Origin of the sequence: Vibrio chagasii, from assembly GCF_024347355.1 — a bacterium.
Taxonomy (GTDB): Bacteria; Pseudomonadota; Gammaproteobacteria; order Enterobacterales; family Vibrionaceae; genus Vibrio; species Vibrio chagasii.
Map to the genome: position 1 here is coordinate 18,609 of NZ_AP025466.1, position 26,046 is coordinate 44,654.

General features: G+C 43.5%; 26 protein-coding genes and 1 pseudogene. 17 read left to right on the forward strand and 10 right to left on the reverse strand.

Annotated elements, in window-relative coordinates; all coding sequences use genetic code 11:
- Positions 1 to 11 precede the first annotated feature (11 nt).
- The 3 genes from OCV52_RS15930 to OCV52_RS15940 form a co-directional block, all read right to left on the reverse strand.
- A complete protein-coding gene (locus OCV52_RS15930) occupies positions 12 to 809 on the reverse strand; it encodes an amino acid ABC transporter permease (RefSeq protein WP_102424764.1) in 798 nt (265 codons plus the stop codon).
- Positions 809 to 1,555, reverse strand: coding sequence for an amino acid ABC transporter ATP-binding protein (locus OCV52_RS15935; RefSeq protein WP_137408684.1), 747 nt, complete (start codon positions 1,553 to 1,555; stop codon positions 809 to 811). Before OCV52_RS15935 ends, OCV52_RS15930 begins: the two co-directional genes overlap by 1 nt.
- Positions 1,556 to 1,789: 234 nt before the next feature.
- Positions 1,790 to 2,938 (reverse strand): iron-containing alcohol dehydrogenase, encoded by a 1,149-nt coding sequence (locus OCV52_RS15940; RefSeq protein ID WP_137408683.1) that lies wholly within the window; start codon positions 2,936 to 2,938, stop codon positions 1,790 to 1,792.
- Positions 2,939 to 3,131: 193 nt separating this feature from the next.
- Here OCV52_RS15940 and OCV52_RS15945 point away from each other — a divergent pair, with 193 nt between their 5' ends.
- Entirely contained in the window at positions 3,132 to 4,016 is an 885-nt protein-coding gene (locus tag OCV52_RS15945) for an AraC family transcriptional regulator (RefSeq protein ID WP_105023580.1), read from the forward strand.
- Between the two features lie 244 nt (positions 4,017 to 4,260).
- Here OCV52_RS15945 and OCV52_RS15950 read toward each other — a convergent pair whose 3' ends face one another.
- Positions 4,261 to 5,169, reverse strand: a complete 909-nt coding sequence (locus tag OCV52_RS15950) for an IS5 family transposase (RefSeq protein ID WP_150897877.1) — start codon at positions 5,167 to 5,169, stop codon at positions 4,261 to 4,263.
- Positions 5,170 to 6,212: 1,043 nt separating this feature from the next.
- On the opposite strand from OCV52_RS15950, the gene OCV52_RS15955 reads away from it, so the two are divergent.
- The 10 genes and pseudogenes from OCV52_RS15955 (at position 6,213) to OCV52_RS16000 (ending at position 11,851) form a co-directional block, all read left to right on the forward strand.
- Positions 6,213 to 7,460: a RidA family protein gene (locus OCV52_RS15955; protein WP_137408309.1), complete on the forward strand. Its 1,248-nt coding sequence runs from the start codon at positions 6,213 to 6,215 to the stop codon at positions 7,458 to 7,460.
- Positions 7,461 to 7,510: 50 nt separating this feature from the next.
- Positions 7,511 to 7,645 (forward strand): annotated as a pseudogene (locus OCV52_RS15960) (AraC family transcriptional regulator); the annotation flags it as partial.
- A 140-nt stretch (positions 7,646 to 7,785) separates the two neighbouring features.
- Positions 7,786 to 8,136, forward strand: a complete 351-nt coding sequence (locus OCV52_RS15965) for a hypothetical protein (protein WP_137408310.1) — start codon at positions 7,786 to 7,788, stop codon at positions 8,134 to 8,136.
- Positions 8,137 to 8,155: 19 nt separating this feature from the next.
- A complete protein-coding gene (locus OCV52_RS15970; protein ID WP_137408311.1) occupies positions 8,156 to 8,611 on the forward strand; it encodes a GNAT family N-acetyltransferase in 456 nt (151 codons plus the stop codon).
- Between the two features lie 124 nt (positions 8,612 to 8,735).
- Positions 8,736 to 9,389, forward strand: coding sequence for a DJ-1/PfpI family protein (locus OCV52_RS15975; RefSeq protein WP_137408312.1), 654 nt, complete (start codon positions 8,736 to 8,738; stop codon positions 9,387 to 9,389).
- Positions 9,390 to 9,445: 56 nt separating this feature from the next.
- Positions 9,446 to 9,802: a hypothetical protein gene (locus tag OCV52_RS15980; RefSeq protein ID WP_137408313.1), complete on the forward strand. Its 357-nt coding sequence runs from the start codon at positions 9,446 to 9,448 to the stop codon at positions 9,800 to 9,802.
- A gap of 30 nt (positions 9,803 to 9,832) precedes the next feature.
- Positions 9,833 to 10,348, forward strand: coding sequence for a GNAT family N-acetyltransferase (locus tag OCV52_RS15985; protein ID WP_137408314.1), 516 nt, complete (start codon positions 9,833 to 9,835; stop codon positions 10,346 to 10,348).
- A 144-nt stretch (positions 10,349 to 10,492) separates the two neighbouring features.
- The gene (locus tag OCV52_RS15990) at positions 10,493 to 10,660 is read left to right on the forward strand and encodes a hypothetical protein (protein WP_170222463.1); all 168 of its coding nucleotides are present in this window, start codon (positions 10,493 to 10,495) and stop codon (positions 10,658 to 10,660) included.
- Between the two features lie 92 nt (positions 10,661 to 10,752).
- Positions 10,753 to 11,271 carry a GNAT family N-acetyltransferase gene (locus tag OCV52_RS15995; protein WP_137408315.1) on the forward strand — a complete coding sequence of 173 codons (519 nt, stop codon included), beginning with the start codon at positions 10,753 to 10,755 and terminating at the stop codon, positions 11,269 to 11,271.
- A gap of 103 nt (positions 11,272 to 11,374) precedes the next feature.
- On the forward strand, positions 11,375 to 11,851 hold the full coding sequence (locus tag OCV52_RS16000; RefSeq protein WP_004737327.1) for a GNAT family N-acetyltransferase: 477 nt from the start codon (positions 11,375 to 11,377) through the stop codon (positions 11,849 to 11,851).
- Between the two features lie 107 nt (positions 11,852 to 11,958).
- Here OCV52_RS16000 and OCV52_RS16005 read toward each other — a convergent pair whose 3' ends face one another.
- Complete coding sequence (locus tag OCV52_RS16005) at positions 11,959 to 12,405, reverse strand: DUF417 family protein (RefSeq protein WP_137408316.1); 447 nt, start codon at positions 12,403 to 12,405, stop codon at positions 11,959 to 11,961.
- 192 nt (positions 12,406 to 12,597) lie between these two features.
- Between OCV52_RS16005 and OCV52_RS16010 the strand changes: the two genes are divergently transcribed.
- Complete coding sequence (locus tag OCV52_RS16010; RefSeq protein ID WP_240700692.1) at positions 12,598 to 13,362, forward strand: PhzF family phenazine biosynthesis protein; 765 nt, start codon at positions 12,598 to 12,600, stop codon at positions 13,360 to 13,362.
- Positions 13,363 to 13,472: 110 nt separating this feature from the next.
- The gene (locus OCV52_RS16015) at positions 13,473 to 13,835 is read left to right on the forward strand and encodes a RidA family protein (protein ID WP_004737330.1); all 363 of its coding nucleotides are present in this window, start codon (positions 13,473 to 13,475) and stop codon (positions 13,833 to 13,835) included.
- A 96-nt stretch (positions 13,836 to 13,931) separates the two neighbouring features.
- On the opposite strand, the gene OCV52_RS16020 is transcribed toward OCV52_RS16015, so the two are convergent.
- Entirely contained in the window at positions 13,932 to 15,518 is a 1,587-nt protein-coding gene (locus tag OCV52_RS16020) for a BCCT family transporter (protein ID WP_137408318.1), read from the reverse strand.
- 475 nt (positions 15,519 to 15,993) lie between these two features.
- On the opposite strand from OCV52_RS16020, the gene OCV52_RS16025 reads away from it, so the two are divergent.
- On the forward strand, positions 15,994 to 19,161 hold the full coding sequence (locus OCV52_RS16025) for a chitinase C-terminal domain-containing protein (RefSeq protein ID WP_137408319.1): 3,168 nt from the start codon (positions 15,994 to 15,996) through the stop codon (positions 19,159 to 19,161).
- Positions 19,162 to 19,419: 258 nt separating this feature from the next.
- Here OCV52_RS16025 and OCV52_RS16030 read toward each other — a convergent pair whose 3' ends face one another.
- On the reverse strand, positions 19,420 to 19,674 hold the full coding sequence (locus OCV52_RS16030; RefSeq protein WP_008219360.1) for a YgjV family protein: 255 nt from the start codon (positions 19,672 to 19,674) through the stop codon (positions 19,420 to 19,422).
- A 268-nt stretch (positions 19,675 to 19,942) separates the two neighbouring features.
- Between OCV52_RS16030 and OCV52_RS16035 the strand changes: the two genes are divergently transcribed.
- The 3 genes from OCV52_RS16035 to OCV52_RS16045 all read left to right on the forward strand — a co-directional run bounded on the left by OCV52_RS16035 (position 19,943) and on the right by OCV52_RS16045 (position 22,362).
- On the forward strand, positions 19,943 to 20,533 hold the full coding sequence (locus OCV52_RS16035; RefSeq protein ID WP_137408320.1) for a DUF4136 domain-containing protein: 591 nt from the start codon (positions 19,943 to 19,945) through the stop codon (positions 20,531 to 20,533).
- Positions 20,534 to 20,719: 186 nt separating this feature from the next.
- Positions 20,720 to 21,904: a D-alanyl-D-alanine carboxypeptidase family protein gene (locus OCV52_RS16040; protein ID WP_137408321.1), complete on the forward strand. Its 1,185-nt coding sequence runs from the start codon at positions 20,720 to 20,722 to the stop codon at positions 21,902 to 21,904.
- Positions 21,905 to 22,068: 164 nt separating this feature from the next.
- Entirely contained in the window at positions 22,069 to 22,362 is a 294-nt protein-coding gene (locus OCV52_RS16045) for a YkgJ family cysteine cluster protein (protein WP_082856299.1), read from the forward strand.
- A 134-nt stretch (positions 22,363 to 22,496) separates the two neighbouring features.
- Here the strand turns inward: OCV52_RS16045 and OCV52_RS16050 are convergent, their stop codons facing one another.
- From OCV52_RS16050 to OCV52_RS16060, 3 genes are all read right to left on the reverse strand, one after another.
- Positions 22,497 to 24,179: an RluA family pseudouridine synthase gene (locus tag OCV52_RS16050; RefSeq protein WP_137408322.1), complete on the reverse strand. Its 1,683-nt coding sequence runs from the start codon at positions 24,177 to 24,179 to the stop codon at positions 22,497 to 22,499.
- A gap of 152 nt (positions 24,180 to 24,331) precedes the next feature.
- Positions 24,332 to 24,952 carry a glutathione S-transferase family protein gene (locus OCV52_RS16055; RefSeq protein ID WP_137408323.1) on the reverse strand — a complete coding sequence of 207 codons (621 nt, stop codon included), beginning with the start codon at positions 24,950 to 24,952 and terminating at the stop codon, positions 24,332 to 24,334.
- Positions 24,953 to 24,976: 24 nt separating this feature from the next.
- On the reverse strand, positions 24,977 to 26,008 hold the full coding sequence (locus OCV52_RS16060) for an NADP-dependent oxidoreductase (RefSeq protein ID WP_137408324.1): 1,032 nt from the start codon (positions 26,006 to 26,008) through the stop codon (positions 24,977 to 24,979).
- Positions 26,009 to 26,046 lie beyond the last annotated feature (38 nt).

The following is a 26,046-nucleotide window of genomic DNA, read 5'->3' on the forward strand; positions in this document are numbered from 1 at the left end:
CTGATAAATCCTTATTGTGTTCGCCAGTTAGCTCCGAGCTTATGCTCAAGCCAAGCTGCAACGGCAGAAAGTGAAAGTGTAAGTGCAAGATAAATGATTGCCACAGAGAACCAGATCTCAAATGGCATCGCAGTTTCAGAAACAATGTTTCTGGCCTCGGTTGTTAGGTCGAAAATAGCCATGACACTCACAATCGAAGAGTTTTTGATAAGGGAGATCACTTCGTTGGTCAGAGGTGGCAACGTGCGTTGTACCACTTGAGGAAGAATCACATCCCAATAAGTATAGGTCTTTGATAAACCCAAAGATTGAGCGGCTTCAAACTGTCCTTTAGAAATACTATTTAACCCGGCACGAAATATCTCAGCGGTGTATGCCCCTTGGAAAAGTGCCAAAGCTAAAACAGCCGTGCTAAAGCGATCCAGCCCGATTACAGGGCCGAATACAAAATAGAGCAGGTAAATTTGTACCAACAATGGTGTATTACGAATCAATTCCACATAGCTGGTGGCGAGGGTGCGACCGACAATTGAATTGGAATTACGTAATAGGGCAGTGGTTAAGCCAATCACCAGCGTTGCAACTAAAGAAATCAGAGAGATATTGATGGTAACGAGTAGTCCTTCCATCAATTCTGCAGGCCACCATTCACCATCTTCATAGAAAGCGATGTAGTCAGGTACTCGATCCCATTGCCAGCTGTATCCCATCGCCTGAGCACCAGAATCGAGGATCCAAACAACGGCTGCCGCAAGCACTACAATTTGTACCAAGGCAGAGAGGGCGGGTTTCACTATTTTCAGTAGCATCAGTAAGTCAGAATCTGATTTAGGAACGCTTGAGTACGTTCGTGTTGAGGATTTTCGAACAGACTCTGTGGTGTATTTGATTCTACGATCTGTCCTTCGTCCATAAAGATGACTCGGTCGGCAACGCGTTTTGCAAAGCCCATTTCGTGTGTCACGCACACCATGGTAATGCCTTCACTTGCCAGTTCGACCATTACATCCAGTACTTCATTGATCATTTCCGGATCAAGTGCTGATGTCGGTTCATCGAATAGCAGTAGTTCTGGCTTCATACAAAGAGAGCGCGCAATTGCCACACGTTGTTGTTGGCCGCCTGAAAGTTGAGCCGGGTACTTATTCGCTTGCTCTGCGATGTGTACACACTCGAGATAATGCATGGCGGTTTTCTCTGCTTCTTCTTTGCTTTCTTTGAGCGTACGAATAGGAGACAGAGTCAAGTTTTCGAGCACAGTAAGATGGGGGAATAAATGGAAGTGCTGAAACACCATTCCAACTTGGCCTGGTGTGTTGAACTTGCAGGGAAGCGACTGTTCTAACACGGAAAGTTCGCCACTTTCGAACGGTTCTAGCTGATTGATACAGCGGATAAGAGTGGATTTACCAGAACCAGATGGTCCGCAAATCACCAAAATCTCTCCCTGTTCAATATTAATATCGATATCCTTTAGGGCATGAAAATCACCATACCACTTGTTAAGTGACTTAAACTTAACCATTTCCTTAAGATTGTTCAAATCGTTGTTCATACCTAGTAAAGAGACAGGTTTACCTTAACAATATAGAAATATGATTGCACATAAAATTAGGAACTTATGAGAATTTAATAGCATCTTGTAGGGCAAATAAAAAGCAGCGTCGGATGAGGACGCTGCTTGAGGGTATACGCAAGGTCAAAGAATTTGGTTCAGTTTCGCTGGATAAATTTTTAAATTATCGCGATTTTATTTAGAAACCTGATTTCTTTGCTTTAATTTTAACCGTTAATGGATCGCAGACTCTAGAATCTCGCGAGTTTTTGCTAGCGTAATCGCTTGGTTCTCGCCAAGTTGTAGGTAGCCATGTGATTCTAGTTGTGCAATGACGTTGTCGATAGCCGTTGCTTTATCCGCTTCGTAGCCATCAAACATAGTCGCTACGTCTAGGCTGTGGTAGAAGGCTTCGATAGCATCGATAGTGCGCTCTGCTAAATCTGCGCCAGTTTCTAAGCCAAATACGTTACGCCCCATCTGCTCTAGCTTAGTGCGTTTCGCTTCAATCTGGTTACGAAGCAGTGAAGGTTGAACGATAGCTAGAGAACGCGCGTGGTCGACATGCCACAATGCCGTGAACTCATGACCAATCATGTGCGTTGCCCAATCTTGAGGAACGCCAGTACCAATAAGACCGTTTAGCGCTTGGTTAGCCGTCCACATTAGGTTTGCACGCCATGTGTCGTTATCACGCTCGTCGTATTGTTTACCCAGTACAAGAAGGTTTTTCAACAATGTTTCTGCATAGCCGTCTTGAACCATCGCGTTAGCAGGCATAGTGATGTATTGCTCACACACGTGAACCCAAGCATCAACCAGACCATTCACCAATTGGCGCTCTGGTAGCGACTTCATTACATCTGGGTCCATAACTGCAAACTTAGGCTGGACCGCAGGGTTTAGGAAAGCCAGCTTCTCTTGAGTCGCTTTACGAGTGATTACTGCACCCATGTTTGATTCAGAACCTGTGGCAGGAAGCGTCAGTACCGCACCGATTGGCGTTGCTTCGGTCACTTGGTGCTTGCCTGTTAGGATGTCCCAACCGTCGCCGTCGTATTTCGCTGCTGCTGCAACGTATTTCGAACCATCAATTACTGAACCACCGCCAACAGCGATAATGAATTCTACGTTTTCTTCTTTAACGATAGCGACTGCTTTGTCTAATGTTTCTTTGGTTGGGTTTGCTTCAACACCAGAAAACTCAATCCAAGCGTGATCTTTAAGAGATGCGACTACTTGGTCGTAAACACCGTTGCTTTTGATTGAACCGCCACCGTAGATGACAAGCGTTTTCTTTGAAGTATCAACGGCTTGGCTGATAGCGTTGATTTGACCTTGGCCGAAGTGGATAACAGTAGGGTTAACATAGGTAAATTGCATCGTCAGTTCCTTGCGTAAAGCTAAAATTTTTATTTTGTTGTAGTGCTCAATTTCTATATTTGCATATTAGTACACGGAATTAGGGTGGTGAAGGTCAATTTCTCCAAACTAATTGCCTATTTCTACATAATTGATATTCTCTTTGGGCTTTTGTGCAAACCAACATCACTCTTTGAATGGAACATCGCCTGTTATGAATACACTCGCTCAGTTACTGCAATCTTACGTTGAACTCAAAGGTTGGGATGATCTTGAAGGGATCAGAGAAACAGAGATTGAGGGTGTGTGGTTGTATCGCAGTAGTGGTGGGAATCAGCGCCAACCATTCACTTATCAGTCAGGTATCATCATGCTTGGACAGGGTAAAAAGAATATCTATATAGGCGACAGGCCAGTAACTTACGCGGCAGGTGATTACTTAGTGGTGGGGGTGCCAATGCCACTGGAGTGTGAAGCTTTACCGGTTGATGGAGAGCCGCTATTGGGTTTGTCGATCAATATTGATTCTCAGCGCTTGCATAGCTTAGTGAAAAAGCTCGAAGAACAAGGTTTTCTAGAGAGTTACTGTAACAAGCACAAACAGAACTCGAGTGGTTTAGAGTCCACTAGAATGGAAACGGCGATGCTAGAAAGTTTCACTAGGTTGGCGAAGACACTGCATTGCGATATCGAAGCCAACATCTTGGGTGATGCAATGGTGACGGAGATTGTTTATCGCGCTTTAACAGGCTCTGAGGGCCGTGTACTCTTTGATTTAGCCCATCATGATGGCCATTACGCACGCGTCGCCAAAGCATTGTCTAAAGTACATGAGGAGTATGACCAAACCATTACTGTTCAGTCGCTAGCTGACGAAGCAAACATGAGTGTGTCTGCTTTTCATAATGCTTTCCGTAACGTCACTTTCGAATCACCACTTCAATATTTGAAGAAGGTAAGGCTTAACAAAGCCAAGGAGCTGATCCAGTTAGAAGGCCTGCGTATCAGTGATGCCGCACGCCGAGTTGGCTATTCTAGTCCATCTCAATTCAGCCGAGAATTTAAGCGTCATTTCAATACTACTCCACGAGCTGTTTAGTGTTCCTTTATACGAATGGCTGGGAAAGTGCTCTCTGTCTGATAGGTTGTTAAATATTTAGTTGGAAACGTCGGAGTTAATATGGATAAAGATAGACTTGAACTTGTTCAGAGTATCATAGAGCGCGCTCTATGGTTGGGCAGCGAAAATCTAAAACATCATGGTTGGTGTATTACTTCAGACCTTATAGGGCGTTGTTGATCAAATCAGCTTGAAGGTCAACGACGCCATATGTGACTCACCGTTAGCTTCGAACAGGCATGCCTAGTCCTATGACTTTGTTTATAGCTTTGACATTCGCCATGATTTCACCCACTTGAGCGTTGTAACACCTCAAGCTCAATTTACCGCTGGTTAGTCCTTTATATCGAGACATTGCGGTCTCAGATATTGAGCGATAGTGATAACCAGACTCGGATTTCCACTCCGCTATTGTTCCGTTTTTCAGAGCCTCTACAGCTTCATTTCTGGGATGCCCATCTTCCCAAAACGCTGCATTCTTTCGAGGTGGTATCAACGGAGTACAACCTTTATTCTTCAGAGTATTGTGGCAACTTTTTGTGTCATATGCTCCATCGGCAGATACAGCATCGATCTTTCTACGTAAAGGGTTGAGTAACGTTGGCAGCACTTCGCTATCACCAACATTTACCAGGCTGACCTCGGCACTAATGGCTTCATGGGTATCTACATCAACGGCTAAGTGCAGCTTGCGCCATGTTCTACGTTTTTCGGCACCGTACTTCTTCACCTTCCACTCCCCCTCGCCAAAGACTTTGAGACCAGTCGAGTCAATGGCTATATGACGAATAGCCCCTTTAGATTTATTACGGTATTTCACCTGGACTGTCTTCGAGCGTTTACTGATACAGGTGTAGTCTGGGGACGTCAGTGGAACATCCAATAACTCAAAGATAGAGTCGATAAAACCTTGAAGAGCACGCAAGGGTAATGAGAATACTCCTTTAATCATCAAGGCAGTTTCAATCGCTGTATCAGAGTACTGAAAGCCTCTACCACGCTTACCATGATGGGTTTTGCATCGCCATGCATCTACGGCTGTATCATCTATCCAGAACGTAACCGAGCCCCGTTTGCACAAAGCCTTATTGTACTCCGCCCAGTTAGTTATCTTCTTTTTCGCCTTACCCATGTTGTCACCGCTCTAACCATCATAAAGGATCAGATCGCAGGACTCGAAAAAGGTTCAACTGATTTAGGCAACAACGCCGTTCGTACGCGAAAGTGGATTAACTGATCTTGAGGCGATAGAAATACTTTTAAAGGAAAGGTTCGATTCTCTAATTTTGATTGAACTGGAAAGAGAAACTGAGTTAATAGTTTCACCTTACAGTGATATGTTGAAAGAATGCATTAAGGCTTTTGAGTTAGGCTTTTATAATGTTTGTATACCTAGTTTGTTTAGTATTATTGAAGCATCCCTTATGTATCTTGCCAATAGAGGTGACTACAAAAGTCTTCGCTACGTGACAGGGATAAGGAGAAGAGTTAATTCAGAGCACTGCCAATACTCCCTAAGATATAAGCTAAACGATATTGCAAACGTTACGGAAGCTTTATTTTCTAAGGTGGATTTTGATAGTAATGAGTGCGATAGCTTGTTAAATCGGCATGTATCAGTTCACGGTCGTAGGGAGACAGCGTATACCAAAACAGACTGCCTCAAACTGTTTTTGCTCTTATCATCTATCAAATCTTGCTATTCAAATTAAAAATAACTCACGAGCATGGCGTCAATAGTCAAACGTTGACGGCATCTTCACACAAAAAAGTCACTTAAAATAATTAGTTAACCAGCCTAAAAATTTATGCATGGAAATAAGGCGGTAACTTCTAAAAAACATTGGTTAAGGGTCTTTTAGTGTGAACAAGCTAACAAACACGAACTAAATTTAAAAACTTACCCATTATATTACGTGGGAAAGTATTCAATATAATTGGATATACTTGAAAACAGTTAGGGGTGAGTAGTCCTCAAACCTAATTTACGTGGATAATTAGTCTTTTGATGACTAATTATCCCATAAGTCATTGAATATTATTCGAGTGATAGTCTGATGGGTATCACGTTCAATCTAAGTTTATTCACCTAACATGGCGCTACTTTAATTATTCATTCCAATACGATTGTTCAATATAAATACGTATTCTTATTTTATTAAAAGGATCACACCAATGAGTAGCGATATCATTAAAATTTCAAGAAATACTGAAAATGCACCATTAAATAATGTATCTACACAAACCGTTGCTTTTTCTCATTACAATAATTTCTCTGCTCAATTACCCATTGACCCTAAGACAGGTCAAATAGTCATCGGTGATATTAAAGATCAAGCAACGCAATGTTTGAATAATATTAAAGCGATTGTTGAAAGTATCGACCATGTAATGGATGACGTGGTGAAAATTAATATCTTCGTTAAGAAAATTTCCGATATGGAAGCTATCGATGAAGTTTATAAGGGCTTCTTTAGTAATAGCCTTCCGACACGCACAGTAGTTGGTGTTGCAGCTCTGCCAATGAGCGATGCGCTAGTTCAAATGGACGCGCTTATTTCAAACGGTGAAGGTACAACGCCACAGGCTCCATGTGCGTTAGTTAAGGTATCAAGAAACACGGATAAAGCCCCTCAGAGTGCTTTGTCTATTCAGACTGCTGCTTTTTCTCACTACAATAATCTTTCAGCTCAATTACCGATTGATGTGAACACCGGTGAGTTGGTTTCAGGTGGTATCACAGAGCAAACAACGCAATGTTTAGCAAACATTAAAATGATTCTGGAAAGCATTGGTCATGTTATGAATGATGTGGTGAAAACCACGATTTATCTAAAAGATATCCAAGATGCAGAGAAGGTAAACGAAGCTTGTGCCAAGTTCTTCCCAAGTTATGTTCCAGCGCGAACGATTGTACAGGCATCTGAATTACCCATGGGCGCTTTAGTCCAAATCGATACCTCAGTTTCACATGGCGATGGCACACCACCACAATTACCAGAAGATACTTGCTTACTGGTTATTGAAGCAAATAATACGGTTGAAGCACCTTTTATGCCTTATTCGCACACCGTTGCTTTCTCGCACTACAATCATATTTCAGGTCAACTTCCTGTAGATCCGAAAACTCATGAAGTGGTTGCTGGTGGTATTAAAGAGCAAGCTGAACAGTGTCTTAAGAATATTAAGGCGATCATTGAAAGTGTTGATCATTGCATGGACGATACGGTGAAAGTTAATATTCAACTTAAAGATATTTCAGATCTTGATGCGGTGAACGAGGTCTACACTACATTCTTTAGTGCTGACTTACCGGCAAGAACGGTGGTTGGGGTTTCGCAGATTCCTATGAGTGCATTAATTCAAATTGATGCCGTCGTATCTAACTGCGAAGGTACACCCCCACAAGGTGTTGTTACTTAAGCATAGTTGCACACATCGATAACAACGTTGATATTTAAGCTCTAGTTCCTAACTTGGAATTAGAGCTGATTCAGTTTGAAGGCCTGCGAATAAGCGACGTTGCATGCCGAATCAATGACTCCAATTCATCTCAATTTAGGTGCGAATGTAAGCGCCACCTCAATACATCACCACGAGCGGTGTAATGTTTCCTATCAGCAATGAAGGTTGTTAAACATGCGGCACTTCATATAGTGCAATCTTGCGCATACTTTTTGATTGACCGAGAAATATAAATTTTATAAATACCTGTTATTGAAGTAGTAAGATTCTGTAGGAGGTTCATTTGCTCGATTTGTTAAAGAAAGTTGTGCTTATCAATTTAATGGCTGCAATGGTCGTTTTTGTGCTGTCGCAGTTTTTTCCTTTCTTTGCTTCTACTCGACTCGTCGACTTCTTATTTTTTGTCGTTATTGTCATTTGGATTTTGGCAAAACTTCTGTGGGAGGGAGGCGTTCATAGCAAAACAACGCGCTTAGATGATCCTATTACAGACAAAGTCTACAAAATGGTCGACGGGCACGATTTTGCTAAAGACCAACAAGAACACTATCGAATGAATTATCAAACGGGCTTAGTGTTATTCATTGCTGGCTTACCGGCGTTTATTACGTGCTTTGTTCTGCAATTCTTTTAAGTACGGGTAAGAGGTAGTTATGGAAGAATATTTAGAACTGGACGTGATGACATTGGAGTCAATTTCAAAAGAAGCGGGCTTTCCAATAGATAGAGATGTGTATTTAGCATCTCATGCCCAATCGATGGAACAAGGACTGCTTGTCGAATATCGGCGACATAATAAGCTAATTGGCTACACGACGTTAAGTGATTTAGGCGATGGCAGCTGGTTTGTCCCTATGTTTGTGGTACACCCAGACTATAGAAGTAAAGCCGCTATTCTTGCTCTATTTCGTGGCATTGTAAACATACTGAAAGATCGTGATTCAAGGGTATTAGTAAGCAATGTTTTACGCTTAAATGAACTGTCGGTGCAGTTTCATAAGCGATTAGGATTTGAAGTAACACGTGAGAATCACTTAGGCTATGAGTTTACTCTAGCGTTGACGCCTGAAGTAAAAAGAAAATGGTCTAATTTCGTCGCTGTTACCTAGGGGTCATAAATAATTGTGGATCGAGTTTGACCTCAAGTATGTGGTGGTTAATATCACCTTTCTATGAATCGCCTCACTATTAACGCTTCTCATCTTTCGAGAGTAATCAACAAGGGCATGTATTATGTACAAAGTCGGAATCGTATTATTTGATGACTTCACAGATGTAGACTTCTTCTTGATGTATGACTTATTAGGAAGAACGACGGACTCTTGGGAGGTTAAGGTTCTTGGAACTAAGCCTGAGCATCGTTCACATTTGGGTATGACGGTGAAAACCGATGGCCATTTGAGTGAAGTAGCGCAGCAAGATGTAGTGCTGATAACAAGTGGTTATCGCGGTATTCCTGCTGCATTGAAAGAGCCAGAGTTCATGAACTCATTACAGCTGGATCCGAGCGAGCAGTTAATCGGGTCGATTTGCGCGGGATCTTTTGTGTTACACGAACTGGGTTTACTTAAAGGTAAGAGGCTTACAACAAACCCGCATGCCAAACCAACATTAGAAGCGATGGGGGGAGACGTCCAAGATCTGCCTTTAGTTATTGAAGACAACATTGCTACGGCTGGTGGATGTCTTTCTCTGGTCTACTTAATTGGTTGGATGGCTGAACGATTATTTGATTCTAACAAACGTAGAGCGATTCAAAATCAACTCATCCCCGCAGGGCAGTTAGATCTCTTCGAAGATCTTATCTCGGGAACCATCCAGTCTGCAGAGGCTGATAACTTACACAATAAATCACTAAAAGCTGAGCTGCTGGACGCAATGGTTTGAATCATAGTCACGGTATTCCTACAAAAAGCGTTTAGCGAGAGAACGAAAACAAGTGTATGCCATTTAGAATTATTTTAATGCTATGCCTAGCTCTGACGGGCTGCGCGTCCAATGAAGCTTTACAACCGGACCCAACAAGTATCACGTTGTTTTATGGCGAGACATCGATCTCCGCAGGCGTATTAGAAGACAAAACATTTAATTCAGTACTCGCCGATAGAGCTGAAAGTGTCACTTTTTCGGGTTTAGTACGAAAGCAAGACTCTGGTTACTTGGTCGATATGCTTGTGATTCGAGAAACGAAAGAGCCACGCTCGACTCGACAATTAAACACGTCAATTCATATGAAAACTGGAGAGTTAGTGGATGTGGGTGGCGTGAACAACGACATTTTTAGGGTGATTTTGGAATAGTGTTATCAGCCTTTAGTTAAGCGAGAGGTTATGCAGCAGAATATTACCACGGAACGATTAATCTTAAGGCCATTTCGATTGAGTGATAGCGAGCGCGTTGCTGAACTTGCGGGTGAGAAAGTGATAGCTGATATGACGGCTAATATTCCTCATCCATATGAAGCAAGTATGGCGACTGATTGGATTAACACGCACGAGTCTTTCTTTAATGAAGGAAAAGGTGTGGTGTACGCGATAACTCTTAAAGCAAACGACGAGATTATCGGTGCAGTTAGCTTTCCTAGTTTGCAAGATGGTGTTGGTATTCTTGGTTATTGGCTTGGTGTTCCGTTTTGGGGGCAGGGTATAGCCTATGAAGCCTCATTGGCGTTAGTGGAATACAGCAAAGCTCATTTGGGGCTCACAGAACTGAAAGTGATGCACTTGTCTGAAAACAAACGCTCAGAGTCAGTTATACGAAAGCTCGGTGTAAAGTTTGTTGAGAAGCAGGTGCGTAAAGTCCATGGTAGAGATCGTGAACTATACCTGTATCACTCTTTACTTTAGTTTTCTTATATATCGTATCCATTTCTACATTTACAAAAATTAAATGGTCTAGCGAAATAAATAGTTCAATTATCTAAAATTTCGCTTTACCTCAACCTAACTTCAAGTCTTAAGCTTCTTTTACTTATTCATAAGGAGCTTATTATGCAAAGTAATTACGTTAAGGAACTCTCCGTTAAAACTTACCAAGAAGCGATTGAGAGAGAGGTCGTTAAATCAAAAGTTCGACCATTTCATGCACCGAGTTTTTTCAGTGGTGCCTTGTTATCTATGGCGGTAATGGGATTGTTTTCGGTCATGCCAATACTTTGAGTGATGGTTGACTCCCATCATCCTAGATAGAAACACAGAGAGTTCGAAATCTGAAAAAAACAGTACTTTAAGGGAGCCTTGTAGAGTTACTTATGGATATATCTATACACTTACTTCAACCAAGTGATGTTGGTCCTCTTTTCGAATTTGAAGTCGAAAATAGAGAGTGGTTTAATCAATTTGTTCCTGCTAGGGATGACAGTTTCTATTCTGATTCAGGGGTTGCCGAGCAAATTGCGCTCTTCCTGAAGGAATACCAAAATGGTGAGTTGATCCCAATGCTAATTAAGGACGCTAACGGCGTCATTTGTGGAAGAATCAACGTTCGCGATATCAGCAAAAATGGTGAAAACGGGGAGCTCGGCTATCGGGTTGGTCGAGCTTTTGGTTCTAAAGGTGTCGCCTCTAATGCGGTCAGAAAGCTGCTAATCTACTTGTCTAAGCACTCATCCCTAAAATATATTGATGCTTATGCATTAGTAGGTAATGTCGGTTCAAATAAAGTACTAACAAATACGGGCTTCGACCTCGTTGATTGTGTCCCAAATTACGCAGTATTCAAGGGAAAGCAACAGGATGCCAACTATTACCGCAAGGCAATATCCGTATAAGTGGGCATTTGATATCTATTATTTTTCCTATAATCAATGAGATAATAGGCTCGGAAAGATGAGCTCACACCATTGTGGTGCGAAACAATACAGAGATCAGTTTATGAACATTGTGACAGTCTATAGTGGTAATCAGCAGGTATACGCGAATTTATATCAGGGCTATGCGGCTGAGTTTTCAAAGATTATCGGAGACAAACCAGACGAGTATGGCTTGTTTGAGATTTACCCGACGCTTGGTGATGCCGTAACGGGTTATTTACTCTACATTGATGGCGTTCCTGCTGCATTAACTGCTATTGAAACCAAAGCGCCAAACGAGTTTGAGATTTGTGATTTCTATGTGGTGCCTTATTTTCGAAAAAATAAAGTAGGGAAACAGTTTATCTCTGAACTGTTTGAACACCTAAAAGGCAGTTGGGAGATTAAACAAGTACTGGGCGCAGATCATGCTGTTAAGTTCTGGAGAGAAGTCGTTAATGACTACACCTCAGGTAATTATGTGGAAGACCAGTACCAAGACGAAAAGTGGGGTTTGGTAACAAGACAATGCTTCAATCATGATGGGATTGCCAAGTAAAACCTTATATATCAGAAGCTGGCGGGGTCCTTCTAGCCAGCTTCGGGCCTGTCTATTTTAAGGTTTAAGGTGTCCTCTAGATTTAGGGTAACCTTATTGCTTTATCGTTACTTTTTAGGTTTATTGCGTTCGATTACACTGATCGCGATTGCTAAAAATAGAATATCTTTCACTAAGAAGAAGTTAGTGACCAAAATACCATCCGATACTTTCCAAGCGTTTGGCGTGGTAATTAGAAAGCTCAGTGTCACAACAAAGATAGCCGCCGCAGCAATGCCAGAATAAAACGCGACTTGCGGTTTCTTAAACCCAATCATCAGCCCTAGGGCGACAATGATTTCAGCACCACCAACCATATTAGACACGGCTTGGACTGAGAATAAGTTGTAAAGCCAACTCATTGCTGGGTGATTGGCAATTAAAGGCTCAATCAACATCGCCTCGGTAGGCGTAAACTTATAAATTCCAATCCAAGCTAACACCAACGCGACACCTATCACGCCAAGGTTGTATCCGAAGTTGATTTGTTTTAAATCATAGGTTTGAACATGCATAAAAGTACTCCATTAATAAGTTCTACACATGACCGCACTAGTGCAAAATTAATTTCACTGTGAGAGTATTACTCCTGTTTATGAATCATTGCGATTTGCATTTTAATGTTATATGTATCAATGGTTTATTTGAAGAAAATGAAATGATAGTTTTTATTAAGAGCTTAATACGACGGTACAAGGAGATAAGTTATCAACGCACTTATATATGATGTATTTAGTGGAGAGTCGGCGAAAGGGAACCCTTGTGGGGTTGTTGAATTAGAGCAATGGTTAGCAGATTCAGAGCTACTAGAAATAACACATCAACTAGCACAGCCTATTACTGCTTTTGTGAAGAAATCGGGAAGTCAGTTTGACATCCGTTGGTTTGGATTAGATGGTGAGATAAACCTGTGTGGTCATGGTAGTTTGGGTGCTGGTACTGATTTGATCGAGCGGTATAAGTTTGAAGAGGTTACGCTAAACAGTGATTACGGACAGGTCGTGATTTCTAGAAAAGACGGCCTATCTCGATTGGAACTGCCAAGCTGGAATGGTAAACCTTACGTTCAGTGGAGCGATGCTCCAATTGATTTGTCGGCTTTGAATCAGCCCGTTGTCGATGTATTCTCGACAAGAGATTTAGTGTTAGTGTTGGATTCAGAGGAAGCAGTAAGGAATTTTACCCCTGATTTTGAACAGTATAAAAAAATCAATGATTTACATGCTGTTATGGTGACCTCTCAAAGCTCGGATGACGGTTATGTACTTCGTTATTTTGCACCGAAGATCGGCATTTCAGAGGATTTAGCAACCGGATCTGCGCAATGTTCACTGGCCCCATATTGGTTCGATAAGCTAGGAAAAGACAAACTCTCAGTTCGTCAGCTTTCGAGTGCTGGTGGTTATTTTGAAGTCGAGAAGGGAGCCAACTCTTCGATTGTCGTCTCTGCTAGAGTTGAATGCCGTCAGTGAAAGTGTGTTGAGCCTATGACCAATACCGCGAACTAATTTTTGTTATCAATATTAAGGATTTGGATTAGATTACTCTGATGTAGATCCCAACAATAAAAAGAGAATAGCGAGTGAAGATTCATAGAATTAACCCGACCAAGCGTTGGTCTGATGTGACTGTTTTTAATGGTATTGCAAGCTTTGTTGAAGTTGCTGAATCGGACACATCTGCGGGCATTAAGAGTCAGGTCCAACAAATTTTTGAGCAAGCTGAAGAGATGATGAGCCTGGTAGATAGCGATAAATCTCGCGTATTGTCGGTCACTATTTACCTAACGGATTTTGCTAACTTTGATGCACTCAATGAAGTGTGGGAAGCATGGTTCCCTGAAGGCTGTGCACCGAGCCGTGCATGTGTGAAAGCTGAACTGGCAAACCCTGAACTGTTGGTTGAAATGTCATTCATGGTTGCTGCTGGGGAAAAGTTTCAATAAACCGACATACAGATAGATAAAACAAAGCCACTCAGGTGATTCACTTGAGTGGCTTTTTTGTTCGAAACACGAAACCGAGGTTAGTCGGCTTTGTGATTAAGCGATGCCTTGCTCTTTTGCCATCTGTGTCGCGATCTTAGGAGCATGCCATAGACATGGCAGTAAGATGAATGACACAGGAACGGCGGTAATCACAATGAATGACTGCAGAGCAGAAATACCACCAGAGCCCATTGAGATAAGCGCAATGGCTACAGCACCCATGATGATGCCCCAGAAGGTGCGTACTGCTGCGTTTGGCTCTGTTGTGCCTGTCATAACCACACTGATGGTGTAGGTCATTGAGTCACCTGTTGTTACGATGAACGTGGTGGTCAGGATAAGGAACAGAATTGCAATCAGAGTCGGGAATGGCAGTTGCGCAGTAATAGCAAGTAATACCGCAGGAAGATTGAAGCCTTCGAACGCACTAGAAATCACGCCAGGATTTTCTAATTCAAACGCTAAACCACTACCACCAACGATGCTGAACCAGAAACAGGTTACTAGCGGAGCAACGATGCTGATAGACACGATCATTTGGCGAATTGTTCGGCCACGTGAGATGCGAGCAATAAAGATTGCCATCATTGGGCCATAACCTAAGAACCAACCCCAGAAGAATACCGTCCAACCACCTAGCCACGCTGTATCTTGTCGGTAAAGCGCCATTGGGATGAAGTTATCGATCATTTCACCCATGCCTTGCAAGTAGCCATCAACGATGAAGCTTGTTGGACCCACAAGAAGGATGTAGCCGATCAGGCATACAGACAAGATGATGTTGTAACGGCTAACCAGTTGAATGCCTTTGTTCACGCCGCTCAATGCAGATAGGGTGTACATGGCGATGGCGAATAGAATGACGATGCTCTGCGTAGCAAAGCTATCTGAGATACCAAACAGTTCACTTAGCGCATAACTGATTTGAAGACCTAAGAAACCAATTGGGCCGATAGTGCCTGCTGCAACAGCAACAATACTACATGCGTCGACTACGTTACCAATCCAGCTATTGATCGCTTTGTCGCCCAGTAGCGGGTAAAGCAGAGTACGAGGTTTAAGAGGGAGCCCTTTGTCGTAGTGTAGGTGCATCAGTACGATAGAGGATAAGCCACCTAAGATTGCCCAAGCAAGAAAGCCCCAGTGCATGAAAGACTGAGATAGGGCGTTGAATGCCATTGCTTGAGGATCAGCGTTGCCGTATAGAGGCGGAGCAGAAACGAAGTGAGCAATAGGTTCTGCTGCTGCCCAAAATACACCACCGCCTGCGAGCAGCGTACATAGGACAATCGACATCCATTTGAAGGTAGTCATTTCTGGAAGGGCAAGTTTACCCAAACGAACGTGACCTGTGCGTCCTAGTGCGAGCACTAAGCCGATGATGAAGTTGAGTAGTAACAGAACCTGCCAAAAAGCACCGAACCATTTAGTTGAGTAACTAAAGCCGATGTTTACAAGTTCTGACAACACCGAGGTGTTGGTGAAGGCAAGAATGACAAAGAGAGTTAAAAAGCTCCCACTTAGCCAAAATACTGGATTTCCAAGCTCCAGTTTTTCACCCAAAGATTGGGCTTTAGTGAAGTTAATAGAAGTAGATTCTGCGTTGATGTTTTCGTTGGCGACTTGCGTCAAGTTGGACATTATTTCTTCGCTATATTTGGCTCTTTCAAGCCTATGTATTTCTCCCACACTTGCATTGGAAATGTGAGGTTCGTCAAAAAAACCGCGATATTATCACAGTTGTTAAGAAAAAGTGGGCGAATTTAGAAAAGAAATCGGTTCTATGGCTCAATCACTCCCTTTTGGTTAGTTTTAAGACGAAATTTCAGAATGAATGAATAAAGTCGATATGAATAGAGTTTTGTAATTAATGAGGTGAATTAGGCGATATTTTTTAGCGTCCCGAAATAAATTTAATATTAGTTGTTCGTGCAAAATAAGTGTCGACTCATTGCATGCCATAAACAAATTAATGCGAGTCATTTTATAAATATCGAATATTTTAGGTGTTAAATTGGCACTGTTACCTACAGTTGTTTTGCGAAGAGATTTAAGTGGTGAGAAATATGACACTTAAATTAAGCATATTGAAACAATAACTTAAGGGACAGCTAACATGCACCTAAACCAAGGAAGAGTGGCCAATAAGGTTTTTACACTCAGTACTCTCACCGCGTCATGCTTAATGGCGTTCAATAGCTACGCGGCTGTTGATTGTTCAACGTTAGAAGCGTGGGATTCTGCCACGGTATACACCGGTGGTGATCAGGTTTCACATGACGGCAGCGCGTACTCAGCGAATTACTGGAATCAAAACAACAACCCGAGCCAATTTGAAGGTGACTATGCACAATGGAAAAAGATTGATGTGTGTAGCGGCGGTGGAGACGGTGGGACGCCAAATGAAGCGCCAACCGCTTCGTTAACAGCACCTACCGTGTCAGATGTGATCGTTGAGGGCGATAATGTCGTCTTAAGTGCTACGGCACTTGATGCTGATGGTAGCGTTGCTTCAGTAGAATTTTTTGTCGATGGTACTTCCGTCGCAGTAGTAACAGCAGCACCATTTGAAGCGACTTGGGCTGCAACGTCGGGCAACCATCAGGTTTCTGTTGTAGCAACAGACAATGAAGGTGCAGCAAGTGTAGCAAGCGCGGTATCTGTTTCTGTCGATTCACTGCAACCTGGCAATGAGGCGCCAACGGTATCAGTTGCACTTTCAGCGGCTTCTGTAGATGTAGGTAGCGTGGTAACACTTACGGCAACGGCTGCAGAAAGTGATGGTACGGTTGATAAAGTCGATTTTTATGTGGCAGGTTCTTTAGTTGGTACGGCTGCAACAAGCCCGTATACGCTTGACTACACAACCACTCAAGCAGGTACTTTGTCTGTTTACGCCAAAGCGACCGACGATCAAGGCGCAACAACGGATTCAGCCTTGGCTTCTTTAAAGGTGAATGGTGCTCCAACGGTGAGTACATGTCGTCCTGATGGCTTGTATCAAACGCAAGGTGTCGATGTTCCTTACTGTACAATTTACGATGATGAAGGCCGTGAGAAAATGGGCGCGGATCACCCTCGTCGTGTGATTGGTTACTTCACCAGCTGGCGTGCAGGAGACGACCCGCAAGCGGCTTACCTGGTTAATGATATTCCTTGGGAACAACTTACACATATTAACTATGCGTTTGTGAGCATCGGTTCGGATGGCAAAGTGAACGTTGGTGACGTAAACGATCCAAATAATGCTGCTGTAGGTAAAGAGTGGCCGGGTGTAGAAGTCGACCCTGCATTAGGATTCAAAGGTCACTTTGGTGCGCTGGCAACCGCGAAGGAAAAACATGGTGTTAAAACGCTAATCTCAATTGGTGGTTGGGCTGAAACGGGCGGTCACTTCGCGACTGACGGAAGCCGAGTTGCTGATGGTGGCTTCTATACTATGACGACCAATGCTGATGGATCTATCAACCACCAAGGCATTGAAACATTCGCGACTTCAGCGGTAGAAATGCTACGTAAATATCAATTCGATGGCCTAGATATTGATTATGAGTACCCAACGTCAATGGCCGGTGCGGGTAACCCATACGACAAAGACTTCATGGAACCGCGTCGTGAGTACCTATGGGCCTCATACCAAGTGCTGATGAAAGTACTGCGTGAGAAGCTTGATGTGGCGTCTGCTGAAGATGGCAATCACTACATGTTAACTATCGCGGCACCTTCTTCTGGTTACCTGTTGCGCGGTATGGAAACATTCGATGTCACTCAATATCTTGATTACGTGAACATCATGTCTTACGACCTTCACGGCGCTTGGAACGACCACGTTGGCCATAACGCAGCCTTGTTTGATACAGGTAAAGATTCAGAACTAGCGCAGTGGAATGTATACGACACAGCGGCTTATGGTGGCATCGGCTACCTGAACACGGATTGGGCTTACCATTACTTCCGCGGTTCAATGCCAGCAGGTCGTATTAACATCGGCGTTCCATATTACACGCGTGGTTGGCAGGGCGTAACAGGTGGTGAAAATGGTCTTTGGGGCCGAGCTGCACTGCCTAATCAATCTGAATGTGCCGCTGGTACAGGTGAAGGTGAGAAGAATAACTGTGGTCACGGTGCGATTGGTATCGATAACATGTGGCATGATACCGACCCTAAAGGAAACGAAATGGGCGCAGGTTCGAACCCAATGTGGCATGCGAAGAACCTAGAGAAAGGTATTTGGGGTTCTTATGCGGACGCCTACAAGCTAGATCCTGTAAATGATCCAACGGATGTTCTAAGGGGTACTTACACGCGTAACTACGACAGCGTGGCGGTTGCACCTTGGCTATGGAATGCTGAAAAAGGCGTGTTCCTTTCTACGGAAGATAAAGAGTCTATCAACGTGAAAGCGGACTACGTTATCGACAAAGAAATCGGCGGCATCATGTTCTGGGAACTGGCTGGCGACTACAACTGTTATGTACTTGATGCAAGTGGCAACCGAACAACGGTTGATACCACAGAGCAAGCGTGTAACAGCGGTAACGGTGAGTTCCACATGGGTAACACAATGACTAAAGCTATCTACGATAAGTTTAACTCGGCAACGCCATATGGAAACAAAGTCGCGACAGGCGCAATTCCTACTGAAGCATTAGACATCGCAGTATCGGTGGGTGGCTTCAAAGTCGGTGACCAAAACTACCCAATTAATCCTAAGATCACGTTTACCAACAATACGGGGCAAGCACTGCCTGGCGGTACTGAGTTCCAGTTCGACATTCCAGTATCTGCACCAGACAACGCGAAAGATCAATCTGGTGGTGGTTTGACTGTGATTGCTTCGGGTCATACTCGTGCGGATAACATCGGTGGATTAGACGGTACTATGCACCGTGTGGCCTTTACATTACCTGCATGGAAAGAACTGCCTGCTGGTGGTGTGTATGAGTTGGACATGGTGTATTACTTACCAATTTCAGGTCCTGCAAACTATGCCGTTAACGTAGGTGGTGTTGATTATGCCTTTAGCTTTGAGCAGCCAGATTTACCTTTAGGTGATATCAGCTCTGGTGGTGATAACCCTGGCGACGGTGGCACAAACCCTGGTACGTGTGATACTGCAGGTTTAAATGTGTACCCAGATCTGCCTCAGAAAGACTGGGCCGGTAACCCAAGCCATGCTAATACGGGGGACCAAGTGGTTCACAACGGCAGTATTTACCAAGCTAACTGGTGGACAAGTTCTGAGCCGGGCAGTGACGGTAGCTGGACCAAAGTGTGTTCATAGTATTGATTTGTTGATAGAGGTGAGAGCTTTCTAGCTTAGCCTCCTTAAACAAACCACTTAACGTAGAGTTAAACGCCGAACTCAATCCTGTTCGGCGTTTTTTTATTCATGGTCTTACTATGTTTTACGCCTGCTACGTCTGAACGGTGAAAAAGTAGAAGGTAGTGAGCGTGTAGAGGAATAACAGATATAAAAAAAACCAAATAGATCGCTCTATTTGGGCTTTTTCAGAATAGTTTGAAATCGCTGGTCGCTAAATTAAGCTTTTGCTTCTTTCATCGCTTCCGCTTTTTTTTCCTTTTGCATTTTTGCAAGGAAGTAGATGTTTACACATGCGATGAAGCCGTTGGTTGCTACCACTGGCCAAGCGTCAATCATAACGCCGTATGCTGTGAAGAGTGCACAGCCAATAAAGTTAAGGACACGCAGGCGAACGATATCTTTCATTGTTAAGGAAATTGCGACCATAATAGACGCAGCGTAACCTAAAATCTCAACCATATTGAATTCCATTGTTTGACCCTCTTAAATTTGCCGATACTTTGTCGGTACCAATTCTTCTCTTCATGAGATGATTGAGGAAGCTCCGTGCCTCGAATGGTCTGGTTATGTTTAACGGGGTAGACTATACCAACTCCGTTTTTGTGATTAAACCCCCAAAATCGGTAGAAGTGAAGGTTAGCGATTACGCAAACGTTTAATGCATTTTTGCTTAACATAATTACCGTTTATGTTGGTGGTTAAATTGATAGTTATTGATATATAGGTAAAGGCTCTAACCATGATAAAACGATCCATTTGTGCAACAAAAAGCATAAAGACCGCTGTGCTTGTGACCTTGATGAGCATTGGGCTGACGGCATGTACGACCCAAGAGCAACTGCCTGTGCATGATTATGGTGTCGTTACTAGCGGTGACTTCGAGTTTATGAAAAATGGCGTCACGACTTATTCATGGCACCCACAATCAGAACAGGTATATCTCTCTAAGAAATACAATGAAACCGTCGTGACTGACATGGTACGTGATGCGATTGAAGAGCAGTTAACTGAAAAAGGGTACCGCTTAGAGCAAGGTGGGGGTGTTGGTGACGTGGTGGTTGGCTTTGGCCTCGCCGAAGAGTCAGAGCTGAATGACAATTCCATTTTCGATGCGGTTCAGCTCTCTACAGGTGTTCCATTCTATGATCGAAAGGGAAAACTCGCCGAAAAAGGCTCTCTATACATTGTGTTTTCAGTGCCAAATTCTCAGGTGATCCAGTGGCGAGCGCTAGCGCAAACGGGTATTCAGGCCGATCTTGAAGCAAGTGAGAGCAAAGAGCGAATTTCTGGTTTTGTGGAGATGCTATTTAGACAAATGCCAGAGAGATAAATAGCAAATACTAAGTTGAGGTAGTATTTGCTTGGTCAATATTAACGGTCGGAAAAATGAACAGATCGCAGAATATACTTTTTTATTTGTAACTAAAGGTACATTTGCGTAAAGCAACGTAAAGTTCGCGCTTCTTTTGCTAGCATTTGTCTATACTGGTCAAAACGTTAACTTAGGTTTAATTCAATGAAACTGTTCTCCAAATACTCTCTTCCTCTATTAAGTATATTCATTGTAAGTAACGCAGCGATGGTTAGCACGGCAGCTATCGCAGCACCTTCTATAGTACCGGCTCCGCCAAGTTTGGGCGCGAAAGGGTATGTGTTAATCGACTTTAATTCTGGTGATGTGCTCGTCGAAAAAAATGCGCATACCAAGTTGAACCCAGCAAGCTTGACCAAACTGATGACCAGCTATGTCGCAGGTCAGGAGATGAAGCGAGGCAACATCTCCGCGGATGATAAAGTCAGAATCAGTGAAAACGCTTGGGCAAAGAATTTCCCTGACTCTTCAAAAATGTTCATCGAAGTAAATACCGACGTCGCGATGATGGATCTATACCGAGGATTGATTATTCAATCGGGTAACGATGCCAGTGTTGCGATTGCAGAGCACGTTGCAGGCTCTCAAGATGCCTTTGTTGATTTGATGAACTCTTGGGCTGCTTCGCTTAAATTGGAAAACACTCACTTTGCTAATACACATGGTTTAGACGCTGACGACTTATATTCAACGCCTTACGATATCGCAATGCTTGGCCGAGCAATCATTAATGATCTTCCAGATGTCTATGGCTTATACAGTGAGCGTTCTTTCAGTTACAACGGCATCACGCAACACAACCGCAATGGCTTGCTCCGTGACAGAAGTTTAACGGTTGATGGCATGAAAACGGGTTACACCTCGGGGGCGGGCTACAGCTTAGCGAGCTCGGCAACACAAGGTGAAATGCGACTTATCGCAGTGGTGATGGGCGCATCGAGTGTTAAAAGCCGTGAGTCAGACAGTAAGCAGCTTTTAAGTTACGGCTTCCGATTCTTCGATACGCTTAATGTCCACCAAGGTGGCGACCAAGTGGCTGAAGAGAAAGTATGGTTTGGTGACCAAGACACTTTGAAGCTTGGGGTTGCAGAAGACACGTTTATCACGCTACCTAAGTCAGACAGCAAAAGGCTCACCGCATCTATCGAATTAAACTCGGAACTCAAAGCGCCGATTGCAGAAGGTCAAACTCTAGGTGTCGTTCATTACACGGTTGATGGTGAAGATGTTCAAACTCAGCCTTTGATCGCACTTGAATCGGTTGAACAGGGTGGCTTGTTCAAGCGTTTGATGGACTACATTAAATTGTTCTTCTCAAGTCTGTTCTAAGTGAACTGACACCAGAACGAAAAGTAAAATGAATGGGCGCTGTGATTTGATCACAGCGCCTTTTGTTGTTTTAGAACTAGACAAAGCGAGGTGAATAACGTTCTTTATTAGCAGTCGCTGATGGTTTCGATTACTATACGCAAAATTTAGCAGTGTAGTTACTTATGACCATAGAGATAAAGAACATCACCGAACCTGAAGTAACTTGCGCCAATTGCCAGGCATGCTGTTGTCGTTTAGAGGTTATGATTATCACAGATACCGGTGTCCCAGAAGAGCATATTGCTTACGATGAGTGGGGCGGTGAAACCATGAAACGTTTAGATGATGGTTGGTGTTCAGCGGTAGATAGGGAAACACTGATGTGCACTATCTATGAAAACCGACCATGGATATGCCGTGAGTTCGAAATGGGCTCTTTTGAGTGTATCGATCAGCGTAAAGAGGTTATGGGTTAGGTTGTATTAGCAACCGGTTGATCCATATTATTAAATCAATATACGATATCTTGTAAGTCAGGGCTTTATATCTCGATTTGATATAGAGCCCTGATTCGTTTTACTGATTTAGTGTTGTGTGAGAACGAGTCGATTTAGAACTTAGAAGGCACTTCAAATTCCATCCATTCCCCGGTTGTTGGGTGAATCAGTTTGAGGTAGCCCGCATGAAGGTGCAGTCGTTCGCGTTTGTAGCCATATAGGTCATCACCACGAATTGGTACGCCAAGTCCTTGTGGGTGAGCGCAGTGTACGCGTAGCTGGTGGGTACGGCCTGTTTTAGGATACAAGTACACCTTAGTTTTTCCGTTGTTGGTGCTGACCGCTTGCCAGTGCGTTTCTGCATTACGCCCATGTTCATGACAAACGAGTTGTCTTGGTCTGTCGGTGATATCGCCACGTAACGGCAAACTAATATCGCCAGAATCACCGTGGATTTCACCATCAAGCAGAGCTGTGTAACGTTTCTCAACGGTTCTATCGATGAACTGCTTCTGGATGTGTTTGTTGGATTCGGCCGTCAGCGCCAAGATCAACAAGCCAGATGTCGACATATCCAGTCTATGGATAATCAAAGGGCCTGTTGCATCTGGGTAGCGCGTTTTGATACGTATATATACTGAATCTTCGATGAACTTGCCTGGAACCGACAAGAACTCTTCGGGCTTGTTCACGACCACGATCTCTTCATCTTCATAAACAATATCAAAAGACTTACCGCCCGCAGGGTTTACGATAAGCGGATTATCTTCTAGCTCAATGCCACTTAGCTGGTGCTCAAGGATCTCAAAGCTCTTACTTTGGCAAACCGGGTAGAGGTTTCCGTGTTGTCGAATAATATCTGTTGGCGGTAGTCCCCACCAAAACTCGGCTAAAGCTAACGGTGTAAAGCCGTGTTCAAAGGCAAAGTTTAGCAATTTAGGTAGGCAGCAGTCACCAGAGCCTTGAAGCGCGTCTTTACCATCTAACAATTCAAGCACGCTCTTTGACTCTGCCGCTCGGTTGACAAAACGATAGTGAGACAAGCGCTGTGTTTCTAATTCTGTAGAAATGGCCTGGAAGTCGTTCTTACGGCTTTTAAGTTCGCTTTCGATAGCGTCTACTTGTGATTGCTTTTCAGCGATCTTTTGTTTCCACTCGATACGAAGTGCTTTGAGGTCTCGCTTCTCTTGGCTGCTTTGATTACCTAACTGCTTAAGTAGATTGGCCGCATACTCTAGATTACCGAGTGCTTTCTCTTGGTTAGCTTGCTCTCTCAGTTCATTGCGCTGTGCTTTGTTGGCAGCCATAGTGAGTTGAAATGCTTCTATTGCTTTGCTCGCGTCGTTTTTAAGTTCGCTCAGCGTTGATGTCAGTTCATCTAAGTTATGAGAGTGCTCTAGGTTAGAGATGTCGTCAGCTAGAGTCGCTTGTTGAGTTAAGCTGTGTCTGTTTTGGTTTTCAAACTGCTTTTTATCAAATGCAGATGGAACAAAGCCAAAGCTTGTTAGTTGGGACTCTAACGACGAATCGAGTTGCAAACCTGAGAACGCAGAAAGGTAGCCCAATTCTTGAGTTTGAGGGTGTTGAACCAGAAGAACGGCATAGAGATTACCTTGTGATGTTTCATTCACACCACAGTCAAGCAGTGACTGTTGAAGCTGCTGCATCGCTATTTCACACAGTGGATGCGGAGTATAGTAATACGGGAATGTAAAACGCTCTGGCAGCGATAAGGTTTGATTCGCTGTTTGGTTTAACGTGTGCAGTGGTGTGTATTGAGCAAGGTTTGCTGACATGAAGATCAAACTCTATGGGTATTCAGTTTAGAGCTCGATATTGTTGTCGAAATGAAGGTAAATGAGAAGCCAAAGCGAAAGATAAATCGGCTTTGGCTTCATTTAGACGGTCATTTTCACGCTATGGACGCATTGAATAGACAAAATCTCGATTAATTGGAGTGTTCTAACTCGAGTTGTTCCGCCTTTTGGTAAGCAAGGTGGCTCGCTAAAAGGTCACCGTATTTAGCAATGTTAGGGTAAAGCGAAGTTGCACCAAAGTTACCGACGATTTCTACGATGAATGACATCATGAAATCGGCACCAGTGAGTGTTTCGCCTACAAGATAGGTTTTGCCTTCAAGAGATTGGTTTACGAAGGTCAGGATCTTTTGATTTTCGTCATCAGCATAACCACCAAGGAAGTTTGTTTCGGCGCCGTCTTTCATCACGAAGATCTTAAGCAGCATTGGTAAAATGCCCGAACTTTCAGCAAAGTGTAGCCACTGAGAATACTCAACGTATTCGGCTGTGCCGCGTGCTGGTGCAAATTTACCTTGGCCAAACTTGTCTATGAGGTACTCAGTAATCGCGCCAGATTCACTGATTACCACGCCATCGTCTTCAATGACTGGAGATTTACCAAGAGGGTGAACAGACTTCAGTTCAGGTGGTGCTAAAAACGTGACACTGTCTCGTTGGTAAGGTTTGATTTGATAGTCGAGACCAAGCTCTTCGAGTAGCCAGATGATGCGCTTAGAACGCGACTTATTCAGGTGATGTAAAGTAATCATAATTCTGCCTATTCTATCCTTGAGCTATTTAGGTTCGTTAGTTTTGATAACAAGTTTGCCGAAGTTCTGACCTTCTAACAGACCCATGAATGCTTGTGGTGCTTCATCTAGGCCTTCAATTAGGTGCTCGCGGTAGTGCATTTTTCCTTGAGACAACCATTCGGTCATTTGAGTTGCGAACTCGTTGTAACGGTGCGCGTAGTCGTCGAAGATGATGAAGCCTTGCATCTTAATACGCTTAACTAGAAGGGTGCCCATAAGGCTAGACATACGGTCTGGACCCTCAGGAAGTGATGTCGCATTGTATTGTGAAATAAGGCCACAAACAGGAATTCGAGCGCCTGTATTTAGAAGAGGCATCACTGCATCGAATACCTTGCCGCCAACGTTTTCAAAGTAAACGTCGATGCCGTTGTCACACGCTTTCGCCAATTGTTCTGCGAAGTCATCTGCCTTGTGGTCGATACATTCATCGAAACCAAGAACCTCTTTCGCGTATTGACACTTCTCTTGACCGCCAGCCACGCCAATGACACGACAACCTTTTAGTTTACCGATTTGTCCTACGGTAGCGCCAACTGGACCAGTTGCAGCCGCTACCACTAACGTGTCGCCTTCTTTCGGTTGGCCGATATCCAGTAAACCCATATAAGCGGTAAAGCCTGGCATGCCCATGATGCCCAGTGCGTAAGAAGGGTGAGTCGGCTCTTTTCCTAGCTTGATAAGACCTTCACCATTCGACACGCCATAGTCTTGCCAGCCTGTGTAAGCCAACACCCACTCGCCAACTTCAAAGTCGCTGTTGTTTGATGCTTCAACCTGACAAACAGTTGCACCAACCATCACCTCATCAATAGCAACTGGATCGGCATAAGATTTTGCATCATTCATACGACCACGCATGTAAGGGTCGAGAGATAGGTAAACTGAGCGAAGTAACATTTCACCATCGTTGATTGCTGGTGCGGCAACGGTTTCTAAGCGGAAGTTATCTTCAGTTGGTGCGCCGACAGGGCGAGAAGCCAATACGATGCGACGATTGTCTTGTTGAGTCATTGGATGTCCTTAATTTTATATTGTGTTTATTTAGAATT